A 25390-nucleotide genomic window follows, 5' to 3' on the forward strand; every position below is an offset into this window, starting at 1 on the left:
GGCGGATTCAGCGCCGCCATGTTCACCCGTGCAGGCGATTGAAGATCTGCACGCCAGCCAGCCACACACCGGCCATGCTGCCGAAATTGGTCAGCAGGAATGTCAGCACCACGCGCGAGACGCGGTTGCGGTACCAGCCGCGCAGCGTCTGCGCATCGTCGCGCAGCGATAGAAAATCGCCGTAGGCCGGCTTGCGCATATGCACTTCGACCAGCGCGGCGAATGCGCCGGTCGGCACGCTCAGGCGGAATGGTTTGAATGGCGCAACGACCGCGGCGGTGAGAATGCTCAACGGGTGGCTACCCGCCAGCAAGCAGCCGAGCGCGGCCATGCCGCCGGTGTACATGGCCCACTGCAACAACAGGTCCGCGCCCATGCTCAGGCCACCACGCCAGAACCCGATACCGATGCCAGTGATGATCACCGCCAGGATGCCCAGCGTGATCCACGGGATACGCTTGCGCTGCTGCACGTATTCCAGCGATTCGCGCAGCGGGCCGGGGGCAGCGGTGTCCTGTTCCAGATGGCGCGCGAGCCCGGCCAGATGCCCGGCGCCGACTACCGCCAAGATCTCGCGCTGGTCTGCGCCGACTTCTTCACGCAAACGTGTGGCCATATATTGATCGCGCTCGGCGATCACCGTTTCGTACAGCTCCGGGCTTTCGCTGGCGAAATCGCCGAAGCTTGCCTCCAGCATGTCGCCTTGCTTGAGCTTTTCGATTTCCTCTTCGCCCACCTCGTCGGCAGCGAACAGGCCGCCGAGCAACCCGCCGGCCAGTTTCATCTTGCCGAAAAATCCCAGGCGCCCGGATGCGCGTTTGAAGGTCAGGCCGACCTCGCGATCGATCAGATGCACCGGCAAGCCTTGCGCGCGCGCCAGGTTCACCGCCTCCTTCAATTCCGCGCCCGGTTCGATGCCCAGTTGCTTGGCCAGGCGACGCTGATACGCCGCCAGGGCCAGATTCGCCGCGAACAAGGCCACGCGCCCCTTGCGGATCACCTGTACCAGATCCAGGCGGGCGAGGGCATCGGGATCGCTGAGCGCTTGCAGGCGCTGCGCATCCAGTTCCACCGCCACTGCGTCGTAACGCCCGCTGCCGATCGCCCGTTGCACGGCGGCGACGCTGGCCAGCGACACGTGCGCGGTGCCGAGCAAGGTATAGCGCACGCCGTCGCGTTCGACGATGCGATGCGGCTGGCCGGACAGCGCATCGGCCAGAACGTGGGGGGGCTGCTCAGTCATGGGTCTTTTCATCAGAAGGAGGGGCGGTGTCGCCGGAGCCGAGCGCGCGTTGCATCTGCACGCCGTCCAGCCAGCGGCCGTGTTTGCGGCCGATTCCGTTGAAGACTCCGACCGTGCGAAATCCAAAACGTTCATGCAAGTGTCGCGATGCCAGATTGCCGGCATCGCCAATCACCGCAATCATCTGCCGGAAGCCGCGCTGCTCGCACACCGCGATCAGCTCGCCCAGCAGCGCTTTGCCGATGCCGCGGCCCTGCATCGCTGCGGACAGGTAGATCGAGTTCTCCACCGTCCAGCGATATCCGGCGCGCGCGCGAAATGCGCTTGCATAGGCGTAGCCCGCGACCACGCCATCGAGTTCGGCGACCAGATAGGGGTAGCCTGCATCCACGATCGCGCTGACCCGCGCGCGCATCTCGTCGAGCGATGGCGCCCTGTATTCGTAGGTATTGACCCCGGCGACCTGCTCCGCATAGATCGCTGTGATCGCCGGAATGTCCGCATTGCGGACCGCACGCAACTCGAGTGGCATGCGTCAGTCGATGTAGCGCTTGAGCAGATCGCCGTACGCATCGATGCGACGGTCGCGCAGGAATGGCCAAATGCGGCGCACATGTTCGCTGCGTTGCAGGTCGACATCGCAGATCAGTACGGTCGGGTCCTGGCCGGCTTCGGCAATGAACTCGCCCTGCGGCCCCAGCACATGGCTGTTGCCCCAGAACTGGATGCCCGATGCGCCCAGCGGGGAGGGCTCATGGCCGACCCGGTTGCACGACAGTACCGGCACGCCGTTGGCGACCGCATGGCCGCGATGGCTGAGGATCCAGGCATCGCGCTGGCGCTCCTGCTCCGGCTGCTGGTCGTCCGGATCCCAACCGATCGCCGTGGGGTAGAGCAGCAGCTCCGCACCGGCCAGCGCCATCAGGCGCGCCGCTTCCGGATACCACTGGTCCCAGCACACCAGCACGCCAAGGCGGCCCACCGAGGTATCGATCGGCGTGAAGCCCAGATCGCCCGGAGTGAAATAGAACTTCTCGTAGAAGCCCGGATCGTCGGGGATGTGCATCTTGCGGTACTTGCCGAGCAGGCGGCCGTCCTTTTCGAACACCACCGCGGTGTTGTGATACAGGCCGGCCGCGCGGCGTTCGAACAGCGATGCGACCAGCACCACGCCGTGCTGCTTGGCCAGCGCGCTCAGACGCTCGGTGCTGGGGCCGGGAATCGGCTCGGCCAGGTTGAATTCGTCCACCGACTCGTGCTGGCAGAAATACGCACCGTTATGCAGTTCCTGCAGCAGCACCAGCTTGGCGCCCTGCGCGGCGGCTTCGGCCACGCGCGATGCGATGACGGCCAGGTTGGCCTCGGCGTCGCCGTGGTTGCGCTCCTGGATCAGCGCGACGGGAAGGAGATGACGGGTCATGGCAGCATCCAACGTAAGTAGCGCACTAAGGTAGCGCGCCATGGCGTAACACCGGCCTGCCGGCCGGAACAGGAGCCACGCGCGGTCTGTGCGGCCGCAACGCAGGCGAGGTTTGCAACTGCGCTCAGGCCGCGAGCAGGCCGGCCGGCAATTGCATGGTCAGGCAATGCAGGCTGCCGTTCTGCCAGATCAGCGCACGGCACGGCACCGGCACGATCTCGTGGTGCGGGAATGCCTGCGCCAGCACCGCCTGCGCGGTTGCATCGGCCGCATCCCCATAGGCCGGCATCAGCACCGCGCCGTTGACGATCAAAAAATTGGCATACGACGCAGCCAGCCGGCGGCCTTCGTCGAGAATGGGCTGTGCCCACGGCAGCACAAATAGCCGATACGGCTGCCCGTCGGCCTTGCGCAGCGCGGCCAATTCGGCGCCCATCGCCTGCAGCTCGACGTAATGCGAATCACTGGCCACATCGCAGCCTTGATAGACGATCGCATCCGGGCCGGCAAAGCGCGCCAACGTATCGATATGCGCGTCGGTATCGTCGCCTTCCAGGTAGCCATGATCCAGCCACAGCACGCGCTCCTGCGCCAGCCATGTGGCCAGATCGCTGCTGAGCGATTCGCGCGTGCGCTGCGGGTGCCGCTCATGCAGGCACTTCCAGGTGGTCAGCAGCGTGCCGGCGCCATCGGTCTCGATTGCGCCGCCTTCCAGGGCGAAGTCGACGGTCTCCACCTGCGCCGGCACGAGCACCTGTGCGGCATCCAGCGAGCTCACCAACTGATCGTCCAGGCTGGCTTCGAACTTGCCGCCCCAACCGGTGAAACGGAAATCCATCAGCCGGAAGCCGGCTTCCTGGCGCAGTGTGATCGGGCCCGAATCGCGCAGCCAGGTGTCGTTGTAGGCGGCGATCACGAAACGCACGCGCGTCATGTCCACCCGCGCCGAACGCAGCCGCGCCTCGGCATAGATCTGCAGGTCGTCGTCGGCCACACAGATGACCACCGGCTCGAAGCGGGAGATCGCCGTGACCAGCGCAATATAGGTTTCTTCCACGTCGGCCAGGCGCTCGGCCCAATCGGTACCGGCATGCGGCCACGCGAGCAACACGGCGGATTGGGGTTCCCACTCGGCGGGAAAGCGAAGACGGTCGGTCATGCCAGGCAAATACTCATCTTGGTGTGCGGGCCATCGCCCGCACGTTCAACGATATCCCGCACGTTGATGCGGGCTCTTGCGATCCAGGCGCTGATCGCCGCGCCCGGCCTTCTGACAGCATTGCAGCAACGCATGTCCGGCTGCTGACGGACCCGGTACACCTTGCGATGCGACTCGTACAGCCGGCGTGCGGAGGCGGATGCCAGCACCTGCGGCCGAGCCGTCACCAACGCCTCAGCGGATCGGCGGCTTGGGCCCGATCTCGTTGGCATCGGCCTTGTTGGCCACCACGTCGATCACCTTGCTCTTTTCGAAGTAGACGGTGAAGGCCGGATACACCCAGCGATGGATGGTCGGCCACTGGCGCTTCTGGCCGCCACGCGGGTCGAGCTTTTCCTGTGGCGCGCCGTAGCGGCCTTCGACCTGGCTCATGCTCTCGCCGCGCAAAGGCAGGGCGGCGGCAGGCTTCTGCTGTGCGCGGTCGACCAGTAGTGTATCGGCCGACGCAACGGCACTGATCCCCATCAGCGCGATTGCCAGCACGACCGGCGGCATCACAAACAAACGGTTACGCATGTCATCTACTCCCCAGTGGACAAGATTTCAGATGGTGATTACAGCAAAAAACGACGCTAGGCGCTGCTGAGACACGGCTGACCTGGCGCCGCCGCGATTGCCCAGGCGCGCCCCGGTGCAGCGGCACCATGTCCTGGCTGGGCGGCGGCCGGCGGCAGATACGTGTGCCAACCACCGCCGTGAAGCAGCGGCCAAGAAAAAACCGCCCGGAGGCGGCTTTCTCGGGTCTTGCACGCGCCGCAAAGGCTTAGCGCTGACGCGCCTTGAAACGCGGGTTCGACTTGCAGATCACGAAGACCTTACCGCGGCGGCGGACCACCTTGCAGTCGCGGTGACGGGTCTTCGCAGACTTCAGGGAGGACAGGACTTTCATGGCACACCTCGGCGTAAACGGTTGGATTCGATGGAAGAGTGCCCGCAATCGAGGGTGCACCCGGAATTAAGCCGGCAATTCTAACCGGCTTTTCGTCGTGCTTTCAAGTGGTTGCAGCGCGATCGCGGCGAGCGGCGCTACACTACGGCCTGATGACCTTCCGGAAACCTGAATGACCGACCTGTCGCCCGTCCTCACCATCGATGGCCCCTCCGGTGCCGGCAAGGGCACCGTGAGCCGGATCGTGGCCGCCCGGCTGGGCTGGCATTACCTCGATTCGGGTGCACTGTATCGCGCTGTCGGAGTCGCTGCGAGCTGGGCCGACCTGGATGTCTCCGACCCGGCAGCGCTGGTGCGCTGCACCTTCGACACCAAGGTGGAATTCGACGATGCGGGAGAGGCAGGGTTGCGCGTGCTGGTCAATGGCGCAGACGCGACCGGTGAGTTGCGCCTGGAAACTACCGGCGCGCTGGCCTCGGCCATTGCGGCCATTCCCGAGGTTCGCAGTGCCCTGAAGGAGCGCCAACGTGCATTCAGGCGCGCGCCCGGCCTGGTTGCCGACGGGCGCGACATGGGCACGGTGATCTTTCCCGATGCTGCCTACAAGGTGTTTCTGACCGCCAGTGCCGAAGAACGTGCGGGTCGTCGCCATAAACAGTTGATGGAAAAGGGTGTTTCGGTTATCTTTGACGACCTGCTGCGCGAGATCATGGCCCGTGATGCCCGTGATGCGCAGCGGGTGGTGGCGCCATTGCGGCCGGCCGAAGACGCCGTGCTGATCGATACCAGCGGAATGGGAATCGAAGATGTCGTCCAGCGTGTGGTCGGGTTGCTCGCAGGCCGCACGCCGTCGTAAGCGTTTCGCAAGCGGGTTTGCCCCGCCGACCGTAAGGCGTTCCAAAGCTCCGTCGCGCATCCTGCGTGGCGGTTCTATGACTTCCAACCGACTCGCTGTCCGGAGTCGACCAACAGGCTGGGCGGTTCGCATCTGTCGCACTCCGACGATCGGCGCCCGTGTGTTCAACTGAGTAAATTCAAATGACAGAATCTTTTGCAGAACTGTTCGAAGCCAGTCAAGCCAATCTGGCGAAGCTGAAGCCGGGCTCCATCGTCACCGGTACCGTCGTGGAAGTTCGCGGCGACGTGGTGGTGATCAACGCTGGCCTGAAGTCCGAAGGCATCGTGCCGATCGAGCAGTTCCGTAACGACGCTGGCGAGATCGATGTCGGCGTCGGCGACCAGGTCAAGGTTGCCCTCGATTCCATCGAGAACGGCTTCGGCGAAACCGTGTTGTCGCGCGAGAAGGCCAAGCGCGCGATGGTGTGGGACGAGCTGGAAGAAGCGTTGGAAAAGAACGAGACCATCACCGGCCGCATCAGCGGCAAGGTCAAGGGTGGTTTCACCGTGGACATCAAGGATGTCCGCGCGTTCCTGCCCGGTTCGCTGGTGGATGTGCGCCCGGTGCGCGACCCGGCCTACCTGGAAGGCAAGGAACTGGAGTTCAAGCTGATCAAGCTGGACCGCAAGCGCAACAACGTGGTGGTTTCGCGTCGTGCAGTGGTCGAAAGCGAGCACTCGGAAGAGCGCGAGCAGCTGATGGACAAGCTGCAGGAAGGCGCGATCCTGAAGGGTGTCGTCAAGAACCTGACCGACTACGGCGCATTCGTGGACCTGGGCGGTATCGACGGCCTGCTGCACATCACCGACATGGCCTGGAAGCGCGTGCGCCATCCGTCCGAAGTCGTCAACGTCGGCGACGAGCTGGACGTGCGCGTGCTGAAGTTCGATCGCGAGCGTAATCGCGTCAGCCTCGGCCTGAAGCAGCTGGGCGAAGATCCGTGGGACAACATCGCGCGTCGTTACCCGGCCAACAGCCGCGTGTTCGGCAAGGTCTCCAACGTCACCGATTACGGCGCGTTCGTCGAGATCGAGCCGGGCGTCGAAGGCCTGGTGCACGTCTCCGAGATGGATTGGACCAACAAGAACGTCAACCCGTCCAAGGTTGTGCAGGTCGGTGACGAAGTCGAAGTGATGGTGCTGGATGTCGACGAGGAGCGTCGCCGCATCTCGCTGGGCATGAAGCAGGTCGCCGCCAATCCGTGGGAAACCTTCGCTGCCACCCACAAGAAGAACGACAAGGTGTCCGGTCAGATCAAGTCGATCACCGACTTCGGCATCTTCATCGGCCTGGACGGCGGCATCGACGGTCTGGTGCACCTGTCCGACATCAGCTGGAACACCACCGGCGAAGATGTCGTGCGCAACTACAAGAAGGGCGACACGCTGGAAGCCGTCGTGCTGGCAGTGGACCCGGAACGTGAGCGCATCAGCCTGGGCGTCAAGCAGCTGGAGCAGGACCCGTTCGGTCAGTACATGGCGTCCAATCCGAAGGGTTCGAAGGTCGAAGGCGTGGTCCGTGAAGTGGATGCCAAGGGCGCCACGATCGACCTGGCCGATGGCATCGAAGGCTACGTCGCTGCACGCGACATCGCCAACGAGCGCGTCGACGATGCGACCCAGCACCTGAAGGTCGGCGACAAGATCGAAGCCAAGTTCGTGGGTATGGACCGTAAGGGCCGCACCCTGCAGCTGTCGATCAAGGCCAAGGACGATGCCGAAATGCGCGAAACGTTGGAGGACTATCAGTCCGCTTCCGCATCGGGCGGCATGACTCAGCTGGGCGCGCTGCTGCGTGCGCAGTTGAACAACAACAAGTCCGAGTAAGCGCGTAGCGCTCGCAAGAGCGTAATGGATCGGCCCGGGCTTGCCCGGGCCGATTCCGATGTGTCAGTCGAAAAAAGCAAGTCTTCCCATGACCAAGTCCGAATTGATTGAAATCCTGGCGCGACGCCAAGCGCATCTGAAGTCGGACGACGTAGATCTGGCAGTCAAGTCGCTGCTGGAAATGATGGGGCAGGCCCTCTCCGACGGTGATCGGATCGAAATTCGCGGGTTCGGCAGTTTTTCGCTGCATTACCGTCCGCCACGGTTGGGACGTAATCCCAAGACCGGCGAGTCGGTCGCGCTGCCGGGCAAGCATGTTCCCCACTTCAAGCCGGGCAAGGAATTGCGTGAGCGCGTGAGCTCCGTGGTGCCTGTGGATGTGGCCGATACTGCAGACTGAAGCCATTCTGGCGCTGCGTTTATGTCGTGTCGGTTAAGCTAGTTCGCTTCCCGACGGAGTCTCGCCATGAAGGTGCTTCGCTTGCTGGTGATGTTGGCCTTCCTGCTGGTCGGTCTGATCATTGGTGCGGTTAATTCCCAGGATGTCACGCTCGATTTCCTGTTCTCCAGCGTGCATACCAGTTCGGGCGTCGCGATCATCGTCGCGCTGCTGGTCGGTGTGTTGATCGGTGCCGGCATGGTGCTGGTCAGCGTGGTCATTCCCCTCTATTCCAAACTGCGCCAGGCCAACAAGGCTGTTGCGGTCAGTCGCGCCGACGCCAGGCCTGTCACGCCTGCGACCGTCGAGCCGCGCCCCATCGATGGACTGTAACGACGTATGGACTTTCTGACCGAGTGGATCTGGTTCTTCCTGTTCGTGCCGCTGGCTGCCCTGGGTGGATGGATCGTCGGCCGTCGTGGCGGTCAACGTCATGGCGACACGCAGGTCAGTCGTCTTTCCAGCACGTATTTCCGCGGGTTGAACTATCTGCTCAACGAACAGCCGGACAAGGCGATCGAGCTGTTTTTGCATATCGCCGAACTGGACAAGGAAACCTTCGAGACCCAGGTCGCGTTGGGGCATCTGTTCCGTCGCCGTGGTGAAGTGGACCGCGCGATCCGCCTGCATCAGGGCCTGGTGCAGCGTGGCGACCTGACCGATCAGCAACGCGTCCAGGCGTTGCTGGCGCTCGGCGAGGACTATATGAAGTCGGGTCTGCTGGATCGTGCCGAAACGGTCTTTACCGAATTGGCGCAACTGGACCAGCGCGCGCCGCAGGCGCTGCGCCACCTGATCGGCATCTATCAGGCCGAGCGCGATTGGGAAAAGGCGATCGACAACGCCACCCGCTACGAAGAAGTGACCGGCGAGCCGATGGGCAAGCTGATCTCGCAATTCGAATGCGAACTGGCTGACCGCTATCGCGGCCTGGGCAAGACCGACGATGCGCTACAAGCGATCGCGCGTGCCTACCAGGCCGATGGCACCTCCGTGCGCGCCGGCATTCTGGAAGGACGCATCGAAGCCGAGCGCGGCCACGACGAAGCGGCGGTGCGCGCTTTCGAACGTGCTGCCCGGCATGATCCGGAATACCTGCCCGAGATCATTCCCGCATTGATGGCCGCGTATCGACGGGTCGGCGATATCGCCGGCGCACGCAACTTCCTGTCGGAGATGACCGAGCACTATCGTGGCATTGCGCCGGTGCTGGCGCTGACCCAGTTGATGGAAGCCCAGGATGGCGTCGCACCTGCGCTGGCCTATCTTGGCCGCCAGCTCAAGGATCGCCCGTCGGTGCGTGGTGAGTCGGCGTTGATCGACCTCACCCTGGCTGAGGGGAGCGACCCGGTCGGCACCTTGCAGGACCTCAAGCACATCACCGACCAGTTGCTGGTGCGCAATCCGAGCTACCGATGCACACGCTGCGGCTTTGGTGCCAAGACGCATCACTGGCAATGCCCGAGCTGCAAGGAATGGGGTACGGTCAAGCCGCTGTTGAACTACGCGGTGGTCTGATGGTGTGGCTGTGGTGCGTGCTGCACCTGCTGGTCGCGGCACTGGGGACCTGGGGGCTGCGGCGCTATGCCTTGCACCGCCGCCTGCTCGATCATCCCGGTGAACGGCGTAGCCACGTGGTGGCAACCCCGCGCGGCGGCGGCATGGCGATTGTGGCGGCGATCTTGCTGGGCTGCGTTGCAGCTTGCGCGCTATGGCCGACATCGCGGCTGACGGTCTGCTGGTTCGCGGCGGGCTTGGTCGCAGTGGCCGGGGTGGGCTGGTGGGACGACCACCGTCCGCTTTCGGCAAGGCTGCGGTTCTCGATCCACCTGGCTGCCTCGGTGGCATTGGGCGCCTTGGTCTGGCATGGCACAGGCAGCGTGTGGGATGGAGTGCTGACTGCCGCTGCGTCCGTGATGTTGATCAATGTCTGGAATTTCATGGATGGCATCAACGGTCTGGCCAGCACTCAGGCGGCATTGGCCGCCCTGGGATTCTCGCTGGTAGCGCCTGTCGGTTGGTCGTGGGCAGGTCTGGCGGTTGCCGCAGCGTGCCTCGGGTTTGTGCCGTTCAACTTCCCACGTGCGCGCATCTTCATGGGCGATGGCGGCAGCGGTGCGCTCGGCTATGTGCTGGCGGCGCTATTGGCGCTGAACGTCGCAGGTGGTCAGGTGAGCTGGTGGATCAGCTGGCTCCCGTTGACGGCCTTTCTTGTAGACGCCGGCTTCACACTGCTTGCTCGCATGCTCTCCGGGCAACGCTGGTGGGAGCCGCATGCCCAGCACGTGTACCAACGTCTGGCGCGTCTTCTTGAGACGCACGTTCCGGTAACGGGCGTTTATTTCGCTTTCAGCCTCATTGCCGTCTGCTTGTACCTGTTAATCCGTCATGATCCGTTCTGGCTGCAGGTGTCCGGCGCGCTGGTATGGGGCATGGGCGCCACTGCGATCTGGCATTTTCTGCGCGATGGATTGCGCAATTCCTGACTAATGGACTTTTATGATTTCCTGGCGTGACCGTTTGACCAAGGCGCTGCCGCAGATAGCGGTCGTGGTACATGACCTGCTGATGGTGTGGGTGTGCTGGCAGCTGCTGCATGCCGGCCGCTACTCGATGCTACGCGACGCGCCGAATCTGCCGCTGTGGGACTGGCGCACAGCGGTGGTGTTGGTGGCGCAGGGCCTGGTGTTCTGGAAGATGGGGTTGTACCGCGGGTTGTGGCGCTTCGCCTCGGTGCCGGACCTGTGGAACATCTTCAAGGCGAGTTTTCTTGGACTCGTCGCAATCGTGCTGGCGCTGGCGTACGACCGTCTGGATGGCGTGCCGCTGTCGGTGCTGGTGGTCTATCCATTTGCGTTGTCGGCGCTACTTGGCACGCCGCGTCTGCTGTATCGCGCATGGAAGGATTATCAGATTGCGCACTCCGGCGATGCCGCGCAGCGCGTGCTGATCCTTGGCGCTGGTCGGGCTGCTGAAGGGTTGGTGCGCGATCTGCGTCGCACCGGCGCATTTGTGCCGGTCGGGTATTTGGACGACGCCAATAACCTGCATGGGGCCAAGATCCAGGGTCTCAATGTGCTGGGCAATCTGGATCAGGCCGCCGCCATTGCCAAGGAGACCGCCGCCAAATTGCTGGTGATCGCAATCCCGTCGCTGGACGCCTCCGGCATGCAGCGCGTCGTGGCGATCTGCGAAAGCACCGGCCTGCCGTTCCGCATGGTGCCCAAGCTGATCAACGTGCTGGAAGGGCGCTCGTTGCCGGGCGAGTTGAAGGAGGTCGCGATCGAGGACCTGCTCAACCGCAAGCCGGTCACGCCCGACTGGCGCCTGATCCGCGACTGGCTGACCAACAAGACCGTGATGGTGACCGGCGCCGGCGGCTCGATCGGTTCGGAAGTCTGCCGCCAGTGCGCGCGCCACGGCGCGCGTCGGATCGTGCTGCTGGAAATCGACGAGCTGGCGCTACTGACCATCGACTCGGATCTACGCCGGCTGTTCCCGGATATCGAAGTGGTGCGCGTGTTAGGCGATTGCGGCGACCCGGCGGTCGTGGCGCATGCGTTGAACACTGCCACGCCGGACGCGGTCTTCCATGCAGCCGCGTACAAGCAGGTGCCGTTGCTGGAAGAGCAGTTGCGCGAGGCGGTGCGCAACAACGTCCTGGCGACCGAGAACGTGGCGCGCGCCTGCCAGCGTGCACGTATCGAAACCTTCGTCTTCATCTCCACCGACAAGGCGGTCGAGCCGGTCAACGTGCTGGGCGCAAGTAAGCGCTATGCAGAAATGATCTGCCAAAGCCTTGACGCGCGCGATGCGCCGACGCGCTTCATCACCGTGCGCTTCGGCAACGTGCTGGATTCGGCCGGCAGCGTGGTGCCGTTGTTCCGCGAACAGATCCGCCAGGGCGGCCCGGTAACCGTGACGCATCCGGATGTGACGCGTTACTTCATGACCATCCCCGAAGCCTGCCAGTTGGTCATCCAGGCGGCTGCATCTGCGTCGCATGGTGCGATCTATACACTGGACATGGGCGAGCCGGTGCCGATTCGACTGCTTGCCGAGCAGATGATCCGTCTGGCCGGCAAGCAGCCAGGCAAGGACGTGGCGATTCTCTATACTGGCCTGCGTCCGGGCGAGAAGTTGCACGAGACGCTGTTCTATTCCGACGAGGCCTATCGCCCCACCGCGCACCCCAAAATTCTGGAGGCCGGTGTGCGCGAGTTCTCGCATGAGCAGGTGCTGCAGCTGGTGATGCGCTTGCGCGAGGCCGTTAACCGCTACGACATCAAAGCGATGGAGACTGTATTGGGCAGCCTGATGCCGGATTTCGCGGCTGCTCGACGGAAAGTCGACGCGCGATCTGATACGGTCGTTCCATTCCCCGCACGTGAGGTCAGAAGACTGTAATGAGCCAGCGTATTCGCAAGGCCGTATTCCCCGTCGCAGGTCTTGGGACCCGCTTTCTTCCGGCAACCAAGACAGTGCCGAAAGAAATGCTGCCAATCATCGACAAGCCATTGATTCAGTACGCCGTCGACGAAGCCATCCAGGCTGGTTGCGATACGCTGATCTTCGTGACCAACCGCTACAAGCACTCCATCGCCGACTACTTCGACAAGGCCTATGAGCTCGAGCAGAAGCTGGAGCGTGCAGGCAAGCTGGAGCAGCTGGAGCTTGTGCGCCATGCGCTGCCGGACGGCGTTCGCGCCATTTTTGTGACGCAGGCGGAAGCGCTGGGTCTGGGTCATGCAGTGCTGTGTGCCAAGGCCGTTGTCGGTAACGAACCGTTCGCGGTGTTGCTGCCGGACGATCTGATGTGGAACCGCGGTGATGCTGCGCTGACCCAGATGGCCAACGTGGCGGAAGCCTCGGGCGGCAGCGTGATCGCCGTGGAAGACGTGCCGCACGACAAGACCGCCAGCTACGGCATCGTTTCCACCGACGCATTCGACGGCCGCAAGGGCCGCATCAACGCGATCGTCGAAAAGCCCAAGCCGGAAGTCGCGCCAAGCAACCTGGCCGTGGTCGGTCGTTACGTGCTGAGCCCCAAGATCTTCGACCTGCTCGAAGCCACCGGTGCAGGCGCAGGCGGCGAAATCCAGCTCACCGATGCGATCGCCGAATTGCTGAAGGAAGAGCAGGTCGATGCCTTCCGCTTCGAGGGTCGCCGTTTCGATTGCGGCGCGCATATCGGCCTGATCGAAGCCACCGTGCATTTTGCGCTCGAGCACGAAAAGCATGGCGGCCCAGCGAAGGAAATCCTGCGCGAAGCACTGGCCCAGGCCGACGTGCGCGGCTGATTGTTGCCTGATCGCTGTTTCTACGAACGACGCCAGCTGGCGTCGTTCGTCGTTTGGGAGCTTGTCGTACGCGTTGTCGCGTTTGCAGAGCTCGGCTTGGCAACGCCAAGCGCGGGCAAAGATGCGCACCCTGATGCAGGCCGAGGCCGCGCCGGTGCCGCTAGAATCCGGGCATGAGCCAACCTGCCGAATCCAGTGAACTGATCAACGTGGTGGTGCTGCTCGGCGCTGCCGTGGTTGCGATCCCAGTGTTCCGTCGTCTCGGCCTGGGCTCGGTGTTGGGTTATCTGGCAGCGGGACTTGCCATTGGTCCGTTCGGGTTGGGCCTGTTCAACGCGCCGCAGGCCATCCTGCATGTGGCCGAGTTGGGCGTGGTGATGTTTCTGTTCGTGATCGGGCTGGAAATGCGCCCCTCGCACCTGTGGAGTTTACGCAAGGAAATCTTCGGACTTGGCGCGCTGCAGATCGCGGTTTGCGCGCTGGCGTTGACCGGCGTCGGCATGTTGCTCGGCTTTGCGCTACCGGTGGCCTTCGTGGCGGCGTCCGGTTTTGTGCTGACCTCCACCGCGGTGGTGATGCAGTTGTTGGCCGAGCGCGGTGACGTCGCCTTGCCGCCGGGGCAGAAGATCGTGGCGATCCTGCTGTTCGAAGATCTGTTGATCGTGCCGTTGCTGGCGATCGTGGCCTGGATGGGGGCCAGCGGCGACCCGCAGGCCGCATCGCAGCGTTGGCAGGGCATCGGCATCGGTCTGGCCTGCATCGTTGGCTTGCTGGTAGCCGGGCGTTGGCTGCTCAATCCGTTGTTTCGCATCCTGGCTGCCTCCAAGGCGCGCGAGGTGATGACCGCTGCCGCGTTGCTGGTGGTGCTGGGCGCGGCACTGTTGATGCAGGTGGGCGGGCTGTCGATGGCGATGGGCGCCTTTCTGGCCGGCGTGCTGTTGTCGGAATCCACATTCCGGCATCAGATCGAAGCGGATATCGAACCGTTTCGCGGCATCCTGCTGGGGCTGTTTTTCCTGGGTGTCGGCATGAGCCTGGATCTGCGCGTGGTTGCGGCCGATTGGCGCTTGATCGCGTCGGGCGTGCTGGCCTTGATGGTGGGCAAGGGCGCGTGTATCTATGGCGTGGCGCGGCTGATGCGTAGCGACCATCGCCAGGCGCTGGACCGTGGCGTGCTGATGGCGCAAGGCGGCGAGTTCGCCTTCGTGCTGTTTGCCGCCGCGTCGGCATCGGGCGTCATCAATGCCCAAGTCAATGCCAGCCTGACCGCCATTGTGGTGTTGTCGATGGCACTGACGCCGTTGTTCGTGCTGCTGCAACGGCGGCTGACGCCTGCGGCGGCGGTCTCGCTGGATGGCGTGGAAGCAGCCAGTGGCCAGACCGGCAGCGTGTTGATCATCGGCTTCGGGCGCTTCGGGCAGGTGGCCAGTCAGTCGCTGCTGGCGCGCGATGTGGATGTGACCATCATCGATAACGACATCGAGATGATCCAAAGCGCGGAAGAATTCGGTTTCAAGATCTACTACGGCGACGGCACCCGGCTCGATGTGTTGCACGCCTCCGGCGCACACAGCGCACGTGCGATTGCGGTGTGCGTCGACAATCAAGAGGCAGCTAATCGCATCGTCGAGCTGGCAACGCGAGAGTTTCCGCATGCCAAGCTGCTGGTGCGTTCGTACGACCGCCAGCATTCGCTGCAGTTGGTCGCGGCGGGAGTGGATTACCAGATCCGCGAGACCTTCGAGTCGGCGGTGATCTTCGGCAAAGTGGCGCTGTTGGAGCTGGGTGTGGACGAGGACGAAGCTGGCATGATTTCGCGTGAGATCCGCCGCCGCGATGCAGAGCGTTTCGAACTGGAGATCGCTGCCGGCGATGCACGCGCCGGTGCCAGGCTGATGTATGGCAACACCGTGCCGACCGCACCCCGGCCCACGCCGTTCACGCGGCCGCGTCGCGGAAGTCGCACGCTGAATCCCGATGCGGTACCGCAGGCTGGGCAAGTAGAGACGCAGACGCGCGACTAGAGCGTGCGCTCCGGCTTCTCAGCGCGCCCACCTCCAGTCACAGATTGCTCCGGACATCTTGGCAGGCGCGCTCGCCGATGCCTGCCTAGCCATGCTTGCGCTGGGCGGCGGCGAAGGCTTCCAGTTGCTCGGGCGTGGCATCTCTTTGATGCTGCTGTTTCCACTGGGCAAATGGCATGCCGTAGACGGCTTCGCGCGCCTGCTCCTTGGTCATGGCCCGGCCTTGCGCTTCGGCCGCTTCGCGGTACCAATCGCCCAGGCAGTTGCGGCAGAAGCCGGCGAGAATCATCAGGTCGATGTTCTGCACGTCGGCGCGTTCCTGGTTGAGATGCTGCAGCAGACGGCGAAATGCTGCCGCTTCGATCGAAGTAGTGCTCGAATCGGTGCGTGAGGTGGTGTCGGTCATGGCGGAATCGGGGACAATAGACGGCCTTCGACTCTACACCTGACGCCCCATGACCGCTTCTGCGCCAGCTGCCTCCGCTTCGGCCCGCCTTCTCGATGGTCGCCGCATTGCCGAGGAATTGCTCGACGGATTGAAGCTGCGGGTGGACGCGCGGGTGGCGGCCGGCAAGGCGCGCCCCGGGCTGGCGGTGGTGCTGGTCGGTGGCGATCCGGCATCGTCGGTGTATGTGCGCAACAAACGGCGCGCGGCCGAGAAGGTCGGCATCGAAGCCTTCGATTACGACTTGCCGCAGGGCACCAGCGAAGCCCAGTTGGCGTCGCTGATCGATGAGCTCAATGCCGATCCCAAGATCCACGGCATTCTGATCCAGCTGCCGCTGCCGGGCATTCCTGATGCCAACCGGCTGATTCAGCGCATCGACCCGCGCAAGGACGTGGACGGATTCCATCCGCAGAATGTCGGGCATTTGGCCTTGCGCGAATTCGGGCTGCGCCCGTGCACGCCGCGCGGCATCGTGACCTTGCTCGGCCACACCGACCAGCCGGTGCGCGGCCGCAATGCCACCATCGTGGGCGTGAGCAATCACGTTGGCCGGCCGATGGGGCTGGAGCTGTTGATCGCCGGCTGCACGGTCACCAGTTGCCACAAATTCACCCCGCCCGATGTGCTGGAAGCCAGCGTGCGCAATGCGGACATCCTGGTGGTGGCAGTCGGCCGCCCGGGGCTGATTCCGGGCGAATGGGTCAAGCCGGGCGCGGTGGTGATCGATGTCGGCATCAACCGGCTCGATGATGGCCGCCTGGTGGGCGACGTCGGCTTCGACGCCGCCGCGCAGCGCGCGGCCTGGATCACCCCGGTGCCGGGCGGGGTAGGGCCGATGACGGTGGCCACGCTGATGCAGAACACCATCGAGGCCGCTGATGCGGCCGGGATTCAGGATTCGGGATTCGGGATTCGTTAAAGGCAACGGCGAAGTGCCTGCATCGGCTGATCCGGATCGCATCCGAGATCGGCCGGCAATCGGCAAACAGGCAAACGGTGAGCGGTGCAACGCGACGTTGTTGCGAATCCCGAATTACGGCTCCCCAATCCCGTTCCCAATGCGTTAAAATGCCGCGCTTCCCCAAACTCGGGTCCGCCGATGCTACGCATCCAGGCTGAAGCTCTTACCTACGACGACGTCTCGCTCGTCCCCGCTCACTCGATGGTCCTGCCCAAGGACGTCAGTCTGGAAACCCGGCTGACGCGCGACCTGCGCCTGAAACTGCCGATTCTGTCGGCGGCGATGGACACAGTGACCGAACACCGTCTTGCGGTGGCCATGGCCCAGCTGGGCGGCATCGGCATCATCCACAAGAACCTGACCCCGCAGCAGCAAGCCGGCGAAGTGGCGCGGGTCAAGAAGTTCGAATCCGGCGTGATCACCGAGCCGTTCACCGTCAGCCCGGACACGACCATCGGCGAAGTGCTGGCACTGACGCGCGCGCGCAACATCTCCGGCGTGCCGGTGGTGGATGGCAGCGAACTGGTCGGTATCGTCACCAGCCGCGACATGCGCTTCGAAAAGAAGCTCGACGATCCGGTCCGCCACATCATGACCAAGAAGGACCGCCTGATCACCGTGCGCGAAGGCGCCAGCGATGAGGAAGTGCTCGAGCTGCTGCATCGCAACCGTATCGAAAAGGTCTTGGTGGTGAACGACAGCTTCGAGCTGCGCGGTCTGATCACGGTCAAGGACATCCAGAAGAAGACCGATAACCCCAATGCCGCCAAGGACAGCGCCAAGCGTCTGCTGGTGGGCGCGGCGGTGGGCGTGGGCGGCGATACCGAGCAGCGCATCGAGCTGCTTGCCGCGGCCGGCGTGGACGTGGTGATTGTCGATACCGCGCATGGCCATTCGCAGGGCGTGATCGATCGCGTGGCGTGGGTCAAGAAGACCTATCCGCAGCTGCAGGTGATCGGCGGCAACATCGTCACCGGCGATGCGGCATTGGCGTTGATGGATGCCGGCGCGGACGCGGTCAAGGTTGGCGTGGGCCCGGGTTCGATCTGCACCACGCGTGTGGTTGCCGGCGTGGGCGTGCCGCAGATCACTGCGGTGGATATGGTGGCCGAGGCGCTGCAGGACCGCATTCCATTAATTGCCGATGGCGGCATCCGCTATTCCGGCGATATCGGCAAGGCGCTGGTGGCCGGTGCCTCGACGGTGATGGTCGGCGGCTTGTTGGCCGGTACCGAAGAAGCACCGGGTGAGGTCGAACTGTTCCAGGGCCGTAGCTACAAGAGCTACCGCGGCATGGGTAGCCTGGGTGCGATGGAGAAAGGGTCCAAGGACCGCTATTTCCAGGATGCTTCCGATGCCGACAAGCTGGTTCCCGAAGGCATCGAGGGCCGCGTGCCGTATCGCGGGCCGGTCGGCGGCATCATCCATCAGCTCATCGGTGGCCTGCGTGCGACCATGGGGTATGTGGGTTGCGCCACCATCGAAGAAATGCGCAGCAAGCCCAAGTTCGTCAAGATCACCGGCGCCGGTCAGCGCGAAAGCCACGTCCACGACGTGCAGATCACCAAAGAGCCGCCGAACTATCGCGCCGGGTAACCGGGAATGGGGGGCGCGAATCGGGAATCGTAAGAGCCCGCCGCTTCCTCGTCCGATAGCGGCCGGCGCCGCGTTTGCTGTTGCGATTCCCTCATCCCGATTCTCGATTCCCGGCTCTCAATGACCAACATCCATACCGACAAGATCCTCATCCTCGATTTCGGCGCGCAGTACACCCAGCTGATTGCGCGGCGTATCCGCGAGATCGGGGTCTATTGCGAGATCTGGGCATGGGATCACGATCCGTCGGAGATTGCCGGTTTCGGTGCCAAGGGCATCATCCTGTCCGGCGGCCCGGAGTCGACCACGCTGCCGGGCGCGCCGGTCGCGCCGCAGGAAGTGTTCGATAGCGGCCTGCCGGTGTTCGGTATCTGCTACGGCATGCAGACGCTCGCCGCGCAGTTGGGTGGTGCCACCGAAGCCGCCGATCAGCGCGAATTCGGCCATGCCGAAGTGGATGTGGTGGCGGCAGATGCCTTGTTCGCTGGCCTCACCGACCATGCCGGCGCTTCGCGCCTGAATGTATGGATGAGCCACGGCGACCACGTGTCGCAGGTGCCGCCGGGCTTCACCATTACCGCCACGACCGACCGCATCCCGGTGGCGGCCATGTCCAACGAAGCCAAGCGCTGGTACGGCGTGCAGTTCCATCCGGAGGTGACGCATACCTTGCAGGGCCAGACCTTGCTGCGTCGCTTCGTGGTGGATGTCTGCGGCTGCCAGACACTGTGGACTGCGGCCAACATCATCGAGGACCAGATCGCGCGCGTGCGCGAACAGGTGGGCGACGACGAAGTGATTCTCGGGCTGTCCGGCGGCGTCGATTCGTCGGTGGTTGCCGCGCTGCTGCACAAGGCGATCGGCGACAAGCTCACTTGTGTGTTCGTCGATACCGGCTTGCTGCGTTGGCAGGAAGGCGACCAGGTGATGGCGATGTTCGCCGAGCACATGGGCGTCAAGGTGATCCGCGTCAACGCGGCCGACCGCTATTTCGCCAAGCTGGAAGGCGTGCGCGACCCGGAAGCCAAGCGCAAGATCATCGGCAACCTGTTCGTGGAGATCTTCGACGAAGAATCCAACAAGCTGGCCAATGCCAAGTGGCTGGCGCAGGGCACGATCTATCCGGACGTGATCGAGTCGGCCGGCAGCAAGACCGGCAAGGCGCACGTGATCAAGAGCCACCATAACGTCGGCGGCCTGCCCGAGCACATGAAGCTGGGCCTGGTCGAGCCGCTGCGCGAACTGTTCAAGGACGAAGTGCGGCGCCTGGGCGTGGAGCTCGGCCTGCCGCGCACCATGGTGTATCGCCATCCGTTCCCGGGCCCCGGCCTGGGCGTGCGCATCCTCGGCGAAGTCAAGCGCGAGTACGCCGAGCTGCTGGCCAAGGCCGACGCGATCTTCATCGACGAACTGCGCAAGGCCGACCTGTACGACACCACCAGCCAGGCGTTCGCGGTGTTCCTGCCGGTCAAGTCGGTGGGTGTGGTCGGCGACGCGCGCGCCTACGAATGGGTGATCGCACTGCGCGCGGTGGAAACCATCGATTTCATGACCGCGCACTGGGCGCACCTGCCGTACGACTTCCTCGGCACGGTGAGCAACCGCATCATCAACGAACTGCGCGGCGTTTCGCGGGTGGTCTACGACATCTCCGGCAAGCCGCCGGCGACGATCGAGTGGGAGTGACAGCCGTTCTGTCCGACCCACGCTTTCGTCGATCGAAATCGCCGCATCGGTGATCTGATCGCGCGGCGTTTCTTTGAGATTGGAAGTAGACCCCAGGTGCGTCCTCGCCTTTCACGAGCGAGGGCGCCAGTCGAGCTAGAACCTGCCTTACGCGAGGATGGGTGTGCGATCGCTCTGCGAATGCGCATCCCCGAAAGACGTCTCCCAGCGCAGGTTGCCGAGATAGCGGTGCGCCATGCGGCCCTCGTCGTCCAGGGCGAACAGATGCAGCCAACGGTTGTCGAACAGCGCGCGGACCTGCGGGTGACGTTCGAGGATGTTGGCGATCGCTTCGGGCGGCGCTTCGATCAGCACGGAGAGCCGCAGCGGCTCGTGGGTCAGGCGTTGGCCGTCGTGCACCGATTGCCACGGCAATCCGGTGCGCAGGATCCCGCCGTTGCCCTCGACTACGCCGATGCCGCCGGTGACGTTGTGCAGCAGCTTGTTGCCGGCGCCAAAACTCTCGGGCGCGACGGTCGATCCGTAGTACTGCAGGCTGATCCAGCTGGCGACGACGACCGGTGCGGTCAGGATCAACTCCAGCACGCCGAAGCCGTCGTCGTAGCGCCAGTCGTAGTCGTGGAGGAAGGCGCGCCCGGCCAGGTCGCGCCCGGCAGTGCGCGAGCGCGGTGCGGCGATGAAGGCCTGGCAGCCGGCAAGTGCCCATTCGGGGCGAATCTCGGCCCAGTCGCGGGCGCGATGTGCGATGTCCTGGCTGCGGTGCGCGCGGGGCAGGCGCGCGGCACGTTCCCCCCGCGCCAGCGCTCCGGCCGCGGCCAGCCACTGCGCCGCTTGGGCGAGATCTTCGGCATGCCCGGGCGAAGGGTGATCGGCGGTGTAGAGGGTGACCGCATCGGTCGTGGTGTCGTGCAGTGCGGCCAGGAATAACGTGTCGGCGGGAATGACGATGCCGCGTGCGGCAAGACCGGCGCGCACCTGGCTATCGTTGAGCAGCGACGCGAGCAGCCGCGCGTTCACTTCGCCGGAATAGCCGCCGCATGCGCCGCAGTGCAGCGCGCTCGCATGGGGGTTGTTGACCACTTTCGCACCATGGCCGGCGAGTACCACCAGCCGCGCGAAGCCGCCGGTGACCGACATCGCCTTGAGGATGCGCGTGGCCATGGTCAGCCGGGTCTCCAGGTCCAGCCCGTCGGCAGGGCGTGGCGCAGGCTCGTTCGGTGCGTGCTGGCGGGCCAGCGCCAGCCCGTCGCGCAGCAGCTTGGCGACGTAGATCGGGCCGGTGGCCTCGACGAAGGCGAACGAGGAAATGGCCGCCAGCTTGAAGCGGCCCCAGGCGCGTTTGGCACGTGCCGCGATCCGTGCGCTGAGGTCGGAGGCGGCTGCCGACGCCGTCGCGTCACCTGCGCAGGTGATCACGCCTGGAGCGAGCAGCACCGGCAGGCGCGCTTCGACCACGTCCGAAGCGAACCGGCGATGGCCGATGCCCAAGCCGAAAAACCCTGCAAACCCGAGGGTCTGGATGCCCGAATCGAGGCTTTCCAGCGCCCGGCGGAAGACTTCCGAGCGCACATCGATGCAGAACGCCATTTGCAGCTTCACACGGCCAGCTGCGACCTGGGCCGGCGATGGCGCGGCCAGCACGGCGTTGAGCTTTCGCTGCGCGGCACGTTCGGCCGCTTCCTGCAGGATGCTGTCGATGACATCGTCCGAGGTTGCAGCGACCGGCTCGGCGTAGGCGGCAATGGCCGTCCGCCAGCCAGGCACCAGCGCGCAGCCGCCGTTGCCCAGCAGCGCGGCCTCCCAGAGCATGCGGATGGCGAGCAGGTCGGTGACGCATGCATCGGTTGCGCCGCTCAACTCCGCCTGCCAGAGCCGATACCGGCCGAGCTGTCCCCAGCCGCCCAACGTGGTCAGCAAGCGGTGGAAATACCCGTCCAGCGCGTCCTGCGAAAGTCCCAGGCGAGCGACGCAGTCGACGATTGCGTCTTCGGCATTGGCTGGCGCATCCGCCACATACCGTGCGAAACCTGCCAGGCCGGCGATTTCCGGAGTCAGATCGTGGGTCGCGATGATCCGCCAGGTGCTGTAGGCACCACCGGACCGGCCGACCGCCCAGAGCGCCTGGCCCTGGTCGAAATAGCCCGCTGCCCAGTGACCGATGCGTTCGTTGACGATGCCGGGCCAGTCGACCGCGGCTGTGTCGCGGGCCAGCTCGGCGACCGTGGGGATCGCCTGCGGGGCAGGGCGCGTGGCCGCGATGGCGTGTCTGAGCGCGGACAAGCTCGGCGGGCGCAGCGCGGCCGGCGCGTTCTGCAAGGCCGCCCGCAGATCGTCTTCGGTGATTTCGCCGGACTGGAGCCGTTCTGCGTACCAATGCCGCGGCATGGTGACGGCGATACCGGACGCGCGTCGCAGTCGCACCGCCGCCATTTCCAGGGGCTCGCTGGCCTGGCCGAGGAAGGGGTTGACCGCAACGCTGGAGGCGAGCGGCCACAGCGGCGGGATGGCGCGTGCCGCACGTTGGGCGGCGGCGATGATCACATCGTGGGACAGGGACACAGACATGGCGGTGGTCGTCGTGGTCATCAGCATGGGGGCCTGGCGTGAAGGGGTTCAGGAGGTCTTGCGAACGGACCAGCCGCCAAGCAGGCGATCGATCGTGGCGTTGGCGTACAGCCCATTGGAGAGGTGGACGCGGAGCCCGGCGGCAGCGGGGTGCGATGCCCAGAGCGGAAACAGCGCTTGCGCGACCGCCACCAGCCCGAAGCTCAGCACCGCGAGCGTCATCAGTGTCCACTCCAGGCGTCCCGGTGCGGGCGTTGCCGGCAGCACGCCGGCCGTCAGCCATTCGGCGGTGGTCTGCAGCGCGAAGTAGCCGATCGCCGCGGCGCTGGCGTAGATCGCCGTCCTGCGGGTGAGGGGGCGCGGCGCGGCGTCGGCAAGGCCCTGGGCCAGCAGATAGGCGACCCCGAAGATCAGGATCGCGCCCAGCGCCAGCGCCTGCGGCGACTTGTGCTCGAAGCCGAAGGCGGACCCGAAGGCAGTGCCGATGCCGATATAGATCGCCAGTGCGATCAAAAATGCGCGGCCGACCGCCGACCCATCCGGAACGGCGACCGGCCCGGGCCGACGAATGGCCGCCACCTGCTCGACCGCGCCGCCGGAGGCCAGGAACGCGTGCGCCTTGTAGAGCGAGTGCGCCACGATGTGCAGCAGGGCCAGCGGGAACAGCGCCAGACCGCACTGGAGCATCATGAATCCCATCTGCGCGACCGTGGACCAGGCGAGCGAGGTCTTGACCGCCGGCTGGGTCAGCATCACCAGCGCGCCGAACAAGGCGGTGAACCCGCCCAGCATGGCCAGCACGGCGAGCACGCCGGGGGCGGCAAGCATCAGGTCGGCAAAGCGGATCAGCAGGAAGCCGCCGCCATTGACCACGCCGGCGTGCAGCAAGGCCGATACCGGCGTGGGCGCTTCCATCATCTCGGTGAGCCAGCCGTGGGTCGGGAACTGCGCCGATTTCAAGACCGCAGCAAGTGCGAGCAGAGCGGCCGCCGCGACCAGCGACCAGGAGTGCTGCCCGCGCGCGGCCATCGCGTTGATCGTCGCGATATCGGTCGTGCCCATGCTTTTCCAGATCAGCAGCGCGCCGCAGGTCAGGGCGATACCGCCGGTGGTGGAGAACACGCGCTTCTTGCGTGCGGCGCGCTGCGCTTCCACGCGCTCGGGATAGAACAGCAGCAGGCGATGCATCGCGATGCTGGTGGCAATCCAGGCGATGACGACCTGGATCAGATTGCCTGCCTGCACCAGCAGCAGCACCGCCGCCAGTGCCATGCATAGCCAGCCGGTGAAGTAGCCCTGGCGAGCCTCGCCGTCGAGATAGGTGCGTGCGTACCGCACCACGATCCAACCGACGAAGGTCACCAGCAAAAGCATCGTCACGCTGACCGCGTCGAGCCGCGCGGACAGGCCGATGTCGCCCCATCCGATCAGTGGGCTGTCGCCAGTGCCTCGCAACAGCACCAGCGCCAGCGATGCGATCGCGATGCACAGCGCGCCGAGCGCGGCGCCTTCTGCGAGGAGGGGGATCTTGAGTGGACGGCGACCGCCGCGAACCAGGGCGACGACAGCGGCGGTCAGCAGCAGGAGTGGTGCGAACAGTGGGAGTAGATAGAGCGACAAGGCGATCCCCTAAGAACGAACGTGGTGGCGGGCTGAGCCACGATAACGACCGGTGGGGTTGAATAAAAATTCATTGTCATTGCAGATTCGTTCGTTATTATAGAACGATATGGCCGCCTTGAACTACAACCATCTGCGCTACTTCTGGGCGGTCGCGCACGAGGGGAACCTCACCCGTACTGCCGAGCGTCTCAACCTCACCCAGTCGGCGCTTTCGGTGCAAATCCGCAAACTGGAGGAGCGCCTGGGCCACGCGCTGTTCGAACGCCGCGGGCGGCAACTGCATCTGACCGAGGCCGGGCAAATCGTGCTCGACCATGCCGATGCGATTTTTGCCACCGGCGATGAGTTGCTTGGCACGCTGCGGCAGACGGGTGCGGCGCGGCAGGCACTGCGGGTCGGTTCGCTTGCCACGCTGTCGCGCAACTTCCAGATGGAGTTCCTGCGGCCGCTGCTGGGCCGCACCGACATCGACCTCATCCTGCGATCGGGCAGCGCGGGTGAACTGCTGCGCGCGCTGGAGGCGCTCAATCTCGACGTTGTGCTGCTGAATCGGGCACCTGCCGGCGATGCGCTGTCCCCCTTCGTCACCCACCGGCTCGCGGAGTACCCGGTCAGCCTGGTGGGCACGCCGGATCGGCTGGGCCATGCGGCCAGCTTCGCCGACCGCCTTCGCAGCCACCCCATCATCCTGCCCACGGTGGATAGCAGCGTGCGCATCGGCTTCGACGCGTTGGCCGACCGCCTGGGCGTAAGGCCGCAGATCGTGGCGGAAGTGGAAGACATGGCGATGATGCGACTGCTTGCCCGCGAGGACATCGGCCTGGCGGTTCTGCCGCCGATCGTGGTCAAGGACGAGATCGCCGCTGGCGCACTGATGGAAGGCGATCAATTGCCGGACATCGTGGAGACCTTCCATGCGGTGACCATGTCGCGACGTTTCCCGAATCCTCTGCTCAAGCTTCTGCTTCAGCCCCCGACCAGGCCAGACAGTCCGTAATGCCACCCGGTTGTCCAAGCCGTGGCGCGCTGTAGACCCGCACGCGACGCGGCGCTTCTACCGGATCCAGCACCGGCAAACGTCTGTCGGGTAATCTGCAGCGCGTCGTCGCGCATTGCGATCTGCAAGAGCTGCGCGTTTGCTGATGGCCGACGTGCTGAGCCTGCGTCGGATCCCATGATCTATCGCCACGCTGGCCACTGGGCATGCTTCGCAGACCAGCAACGCATAGCCGATGTACGGCCTGCGTCGACAT

General features: G+C 64.7%; 22 protein-coding genes and 1 pseudogene. 14 read left to right on the forward strand and 9 right to left on the reverse strand.

Annotation, left to right across the window (positions count from 1 at the left end; all coding sequences use genetic code 11):
* Nucleotides 1-22: 22 nt before the first annotated feature.
* From EO156_RS05220 to ykgO, 6 genes are all read right to left on the reverse strand, one after another.
* Complete coding sequence (locus EO156_RS05220) at nt 23-1243, reverse strand: TraB/GumN family protein (protein WP_016849190.1); 1221 nt, start codon at nt 1241-1243, stop codon at nt 23-25.
* Nucleotides 1236-1775, reverse strand: coding sequence for a GNAT family N-acetyltransferase (locus tag EO156_RS05225; RefSeq protein ID WP_005922508.1), 540 nt, complete (start codon nt 1773-1775; stop codon nt 1236-1238). Before EO156_RS05225 ends, EO156_RS05220 begins: the two co-directional genes overlap by 8 nt.
* A gap of 3 nt (nt 1776-1778) precedes the next feature.
* On the reverse strand, nt 1779-2663 hold the full coding sequence (locus EO156_RS05230) for a carbon-nitrogen hydrolase (protein WP_003489660.1): 885 nt from the start codon (nt 2661-2663) through the stop codon (nt 1779-1781).
* Between the two features lie 124 nt (nt 2664-2787).
* On the reverse strand, nt 2788-3822 hold the full coding sequence (locus EO156_RS05235; protein ID WP_016849189.1) for an agmatine deiminase family protein: 1035 nt from the start codon (nt 3820-3822) through the stop codon (nt 2788-2790).
* 234 nt (nt 3823-4056) lie between these two features.
* Nucleotides 4057-4398 (reverse strand): hypothetical protein, encoded by a 342-nt coding sequence (locus EO156_RS05245; RefSeq protein WP_003489654.1) that lies wholly within the window; start codon nt 4396-4398, stop codon nt 4057-4059.
* 247 nt (nt 4399-4645) lie between these two features.
* Complete coding sequence (gene ykgO / locus EO156_RS05250; protein WP_005913193.1) at nt 4646-4771, reverse strand: type B 50S ribosomal protein L36; 126 nt, start codon at nt 4769-4771, stop codon at nt 4646-4648.
* Between the two features lie 172 nt (nt 4772-4943).
* Between ykgO and cmk the strand changes: the two genes are divergently transcribed.
* From cmk to EO156_RS05300, 9 genes are all read left to right on the forward strand, one after another.
* Nucleotides 4944-5627 carry a (d)CMP kinase gene (gene cmk, locus EO156_RS05255; protein ID WP_003489653.1) on the forward strand — a complete coding sequence of 228 codons (684 nt, stop codon included), beginning with the start codon at nt 4944-4946 and terminating at the stop codon, nt 5625-5627.
* Nucleotides 5628-5809: 182 nt separating this feature from the next.
* A complete protein-coding gene (gene rpsA / locus EO156_RS05260) occupies nt 5810-7495 on the forward strand; it encodes a 30S ribosomal protein S1 (protein ID WP_003489652.1) in 1686 nt (561 codons plus the stop codon).
* A gap of 88 nt (nt 7496-7583) precedes the next feature.
* The gene (locus EO156_RS05265) at nt 7584-7895 is read left to right on the forward strand and encodes an integration host factor subunit beta (protein ID WP_003489651.1); all 312 of its coding nucleotides are present in this window, start codon (nt 7584-7586) and stop codon (nt 7893-7895) included.
* A 66-nt stretch (nt 7896-7961) separates the two neighbouring features.
* Nucleotides 7962-8267 carry a LapA family protein gene (locus tag EO156_RS05270; protein ID WP_003489650.1) on the forward strand — a complete coding sequence of 102 codons (306 nt, stop codon included), beginning with the start codon at nt 7962-7964 and terminating at the stop codon, nt 8265-8267.
* A 6-nt stretch (nt 8268-8273) separates the two neighbouring features.
* Nucleotides 8274-9452, forward strand: a complete 1179-nt coding sequence (lapB, locus tag EO156_RS05275; protein ID WP_003489647.1) for a lipopolysaccharide assembly protein LapB — start codon at nt 8274-8276, stop codon at nt 9450-9452.
* A complete protein-coding gene (locus tag EO156_RS05280; protein ID WP_003489645.1) occupies nt 9452-10420 on the forward strand; it encodes a glycosyltransferase family 4 protein in 969 nt (322 codons plus the stop codon). Before lapB ends, EO156_RS05280 begins: the two co-directional genes overlap by 1 nt.
* A gap of 13 nt (nt 10421-10433) precedes the next feature.
* The gene (locus EO156_RS05285; protein ID WP_005913197.1) at nt 10434-12341 is read left to right on the forward strand and encodes a nucleoside-diphosphate sugar epimerase/dehydratase; all 1908 of its coding nucleotides are present in this window, start codon (nt 10434-10436) and stop codon (nt 12339-12341) included.
* Nucleotides 12341-13234, forward strand: a complete 894-nt coding sequence (gene galU / locus EO156_RS05290) for a UTP--glucose-1-phosphate uridylyltransferase GalU (RefSeq protein WP_005922502.1) — start codon at nt 12341-12343, stop codon at nt 13232-13234. The genes EO156_RS05285 and galU overlap by 1 nt, the downstream gene beginning before the upstream one ends.
* 173 nt (nt 13235-13407) lie before the next feature.
* Nucleotides 13408-15258 (forward strand): monovalent cation:proton antiporter-2 (CPA2) family protein, encoded by a 1851-nt coding sequence (locus tag EO156_RS05300; protein ID WP_016849188.1) that lies wholly within the window; start codon nt 13408-13410, stop codon nt 15256-15258.
* A gap of 85 nt (nt 15259-15343) precedes the next feature.
* Here EO156_RS05300 and EO156_RS05305 read toward each other — a convergent pair whose 3' ends face one another.
* On the reverse strand, nt 15344-15664 hold the full coding sequence (locus EO156_RS05305) for a DUF1244 domain-containing protein (protein WP_003489638.1): 321 nt from the start codon (nt 15662-15664) through the stop codon (nt 15344-15346).
* 49 nt (nt 15665-15713) lie between these two features.
* Here EO156_RS05305 and folD point away from each other — a divergent pair, with 49 nt between their 5' ends.
* The 3 genes from folD (at nt 15714) to guaA (ending at nt 19949) form a co-directional block, all read left to right on the forward strand.
* On the forward strand, nt 15714-16625 hold the full coding sequence (gene folD / locus EO156_RS05310; protein ID WP_003489637.1) for a bifunctional methylenetetrahydrofolate dehydrogenase/methenyltetrahydrofolate cyclohydrolase FolD: 912 nt from the start codon (nt 15714-15716) through the stop codon (nt 16623-16625).
* A 180-nt stretch (nt 16626-16805) separates the two neighbouring features.
* Entirely contained in the window at nt 16806-18263 is a 1458-nt protein-coding gene (gene guaB, locus EO156_RS05315; protein WP_005913202.1) for an IMP dehydrogenase, read from the forward strand.
* Nucleotides 18264-18383: 120 nt separating this feature from the next.
* Nucleotides 18384-19949 carry a glutamine-hydrolyzing GMP synthase gene (gene guaA / locus EO156_RS05320; RefSeq protein WP_011051494.1) on the forward strand — a complete coding sequence of 522 codons (1566 nt, stop codon included), beginning with the start codon at nt 18384-18386 and terminating at the stop codon, nt 19947-19949.
* 147 nt (nt 19950-20096) lie between these two features.
* Here guaA and EO156_RS05325 read toward each other — a convergent pair whose 3' ends face one another.
* Nucleotides 20097-22541, reverse strand: coding sequence for a DUF2309 domain-containing protein (locus EO156_RS05325; protein ID WP_029829041.1), 2445 nt, complete (start codon nt 22539-22541; stop codon nt 20097-20099).
* Between the two features lie 21 nt (nt 22542-22562).
* A complete protein-coding gene (locus tag EO156_RS05330) occupies nt 22563-24134 on the reverse strand; it encodes a proton-conducting transporter membrane subunit (protein ID WP_003490024.1) in 1572 nt (523 codons plus the stop codon).
* A 109-nt stretch (nt 24135-24243) separates the two neighbouring features.
* On the opposite strand from EO156_RS05330, the gene EO156_RS05335 reads away from it, so the two are divergent.
* Both EO156_RS05335 and EO156_RS05340 read left to right on the forward strand, forming a co-directional pair.
* Nucleotides 24244-25134, forward strand: coding sequence for a LysR family transcriptional regulator (locus tag EO156_RS05335; RefSeq protein WP_005915744.1), 891 nt, complete (start codon nt 24244-24246; stop codon nt 25132-25134).
* Between the two features lie 46 nt (nt 25135-25180).
* Nucleotides 25181-25280, forward strand: a pseudogene (locus tag EO156_RS05340) (LysR family transcriptional regulator); the annotation flags it as partial.
* Nucleotides 25281-25390: the final 110 nt, after the last annotated feature.

Origin of the sequence: Xanthomonas sp. DAR33341 (assembly GCF_003992815.1) — a bacterium.
Classification (GTDB): domain Bacteria; phylum Pseudomonadota; class Gammaproteobacteria; order Xanthomonadales; family Xanthomonadaceae; genus Xanthomonas; species Xanthomonas cissicola.

Excerpts from the sequence above, each read along its gene's own strand:
- EO156_RS05300 (WP_016849188.1), top strand. The coding sequence starts at position 13,408 with ATGAGCCAACCTGCCGAATCCAGTGAACTGATCAACGTGGTGGTGCTG.
- EO156_RS05225 (WP_005922508.1), bottom strand. The coding sequence starts at position 1,775 with ATGCCACTCGAGTTGCGTGCGGTCCGCAATGCGGACATTCCGGCGATC.
- guaB (WP_005913202.1), top strand. The coding sequence starts at position 16,806 with ATGCTACGCATCCAGGCTGAAGCTCTTACCTACGACGACGTCTCGCTC.
- EO156_RS05245 (WP_003489654.1), bottom strand. The coding sequence starts at position 4,398 with ATGCGTAACCGTTTGTTTGTGATGCCGCCGGTCGTGCTGGCAATCGCG.
- EO156_RS05280 (WP_003489645.1), top strand. The coding sequence starts at position 9,452 with ATGGTGTGGCTGTGGTGCGTGCTGCACCTGCTGGTCGCGGCACTGGGG.
- ykgO (WP_005913193.1), bottom strand. The coding sequence starts at position 4,771 with ATGAAAGTCCTGTCCTCCCTGAAGTCTGCGAAGACCCGTCACCGCGAC.
- galU (WP_005922502.1), top strand. The coding sequence starts at position 12,341 with ATGAGCCAGCGTATTCGCAAGGCCGTATTCCCCGTCGCAGGTCTTGGG.
- EO156_RS05335 (WP_005915744.1), top strand. The coding sequence starts at position 24,244 with ATGGCCGCCTTGAACTACAACCATCTGCGCTACTTCTGGGCGGTCGCG.
- EO156_RS05305 (WP_003489638.1), bottom strand. The coding sequence starts at position 15,664 with ATGACCGACACCACCTCACGCACCGATTCGAGCACTACTTCGATCGAA.
- rpsA (WP_003489652.1), top strand. The coding sequence starts at position 5,810 with ATGACAGAATCTTTTGCAGAACTGTTCGAAGCCAGTCAAGCCAATCTG.
- guaA (WP_011051494.1), top strand. The coding sequence starts at position 18,384 with ATGACCAACATCCATACCGACAAGATCCTCATCCTCGATTTCGGCGCG.
- EO156_RS05325 (WP_029829041.1), bottom strand. The coding sequence starts at position 22,541 with ATGCTGATGACCACGACGACCACCGCCATGTCTGTGTCCCTGTCCCAC.
- EO156_RS05220 (WP_016849190.1), bottom strand. The coding sequence starts at position 1,243 with ATGACTGAGCAGCCCCCCCACGTTCTGGCCGATGCGCTGTCCGGCCAG.
- lapB (WP_003489647.1), top strand. The coding sequence starts at position 8,274 with ATGGACTTTCTGACCGAGTGGATCTGGTTCTTCCTGTTCGTGCCGCTG.
- EO156_RS05270 (WP_003489650.1), top strand. The coding sequence starts at position 7,962 with ATGAAGGTGCTTCGCTTGCTGGTGATGTTGGCCTTCCTGCTGGTCGGT.
- cmk (WP_003489653.1), top strand. The coding sequence starts at position 4,944 with ATGACCGACCTGTCGCCCGTCCTCACCATCGATGGCCCCTCCGGTGCC.
- EO156_RS05235 (WP_016849189.1), bottom strand. The coding sequence starts at position 3,822 with ATGACCGACCGTCTTCGCTTTCCCGCCGAGTGGGAACCCCAATCCGCC.
- folD (WP_003489637.1), top strand. The coding sequence starts at position 15,714 with ATGACCGCTTCTGCGCCAGCTGCCTCCGCTTCGGCCCGCCTTCTCGAT.
- EO156_RS05285 (WP_005913197.1), top strand. The coding sequence starts at position 10,434 with ATGATTTCCTGGCGTGACCGTTTGACCAAGGCGCTGCCGCAGATAGCG.
- EO156_RS05265 (WP_003489651.1), top strand. The coding sequence starts at position 7,584 with ATGACCAAGTCCGAATTGATTGAAATCCTGGCGCGACGCCAAGCGCAT.
- EO156_RS05230 (WP_003489660.1), bottom strand. The coding sequence starts at position 2,663 with ATGACCCGTCATCTCCTTCCCGTCGCGCTGATCCAGGAGCGCAACCAC.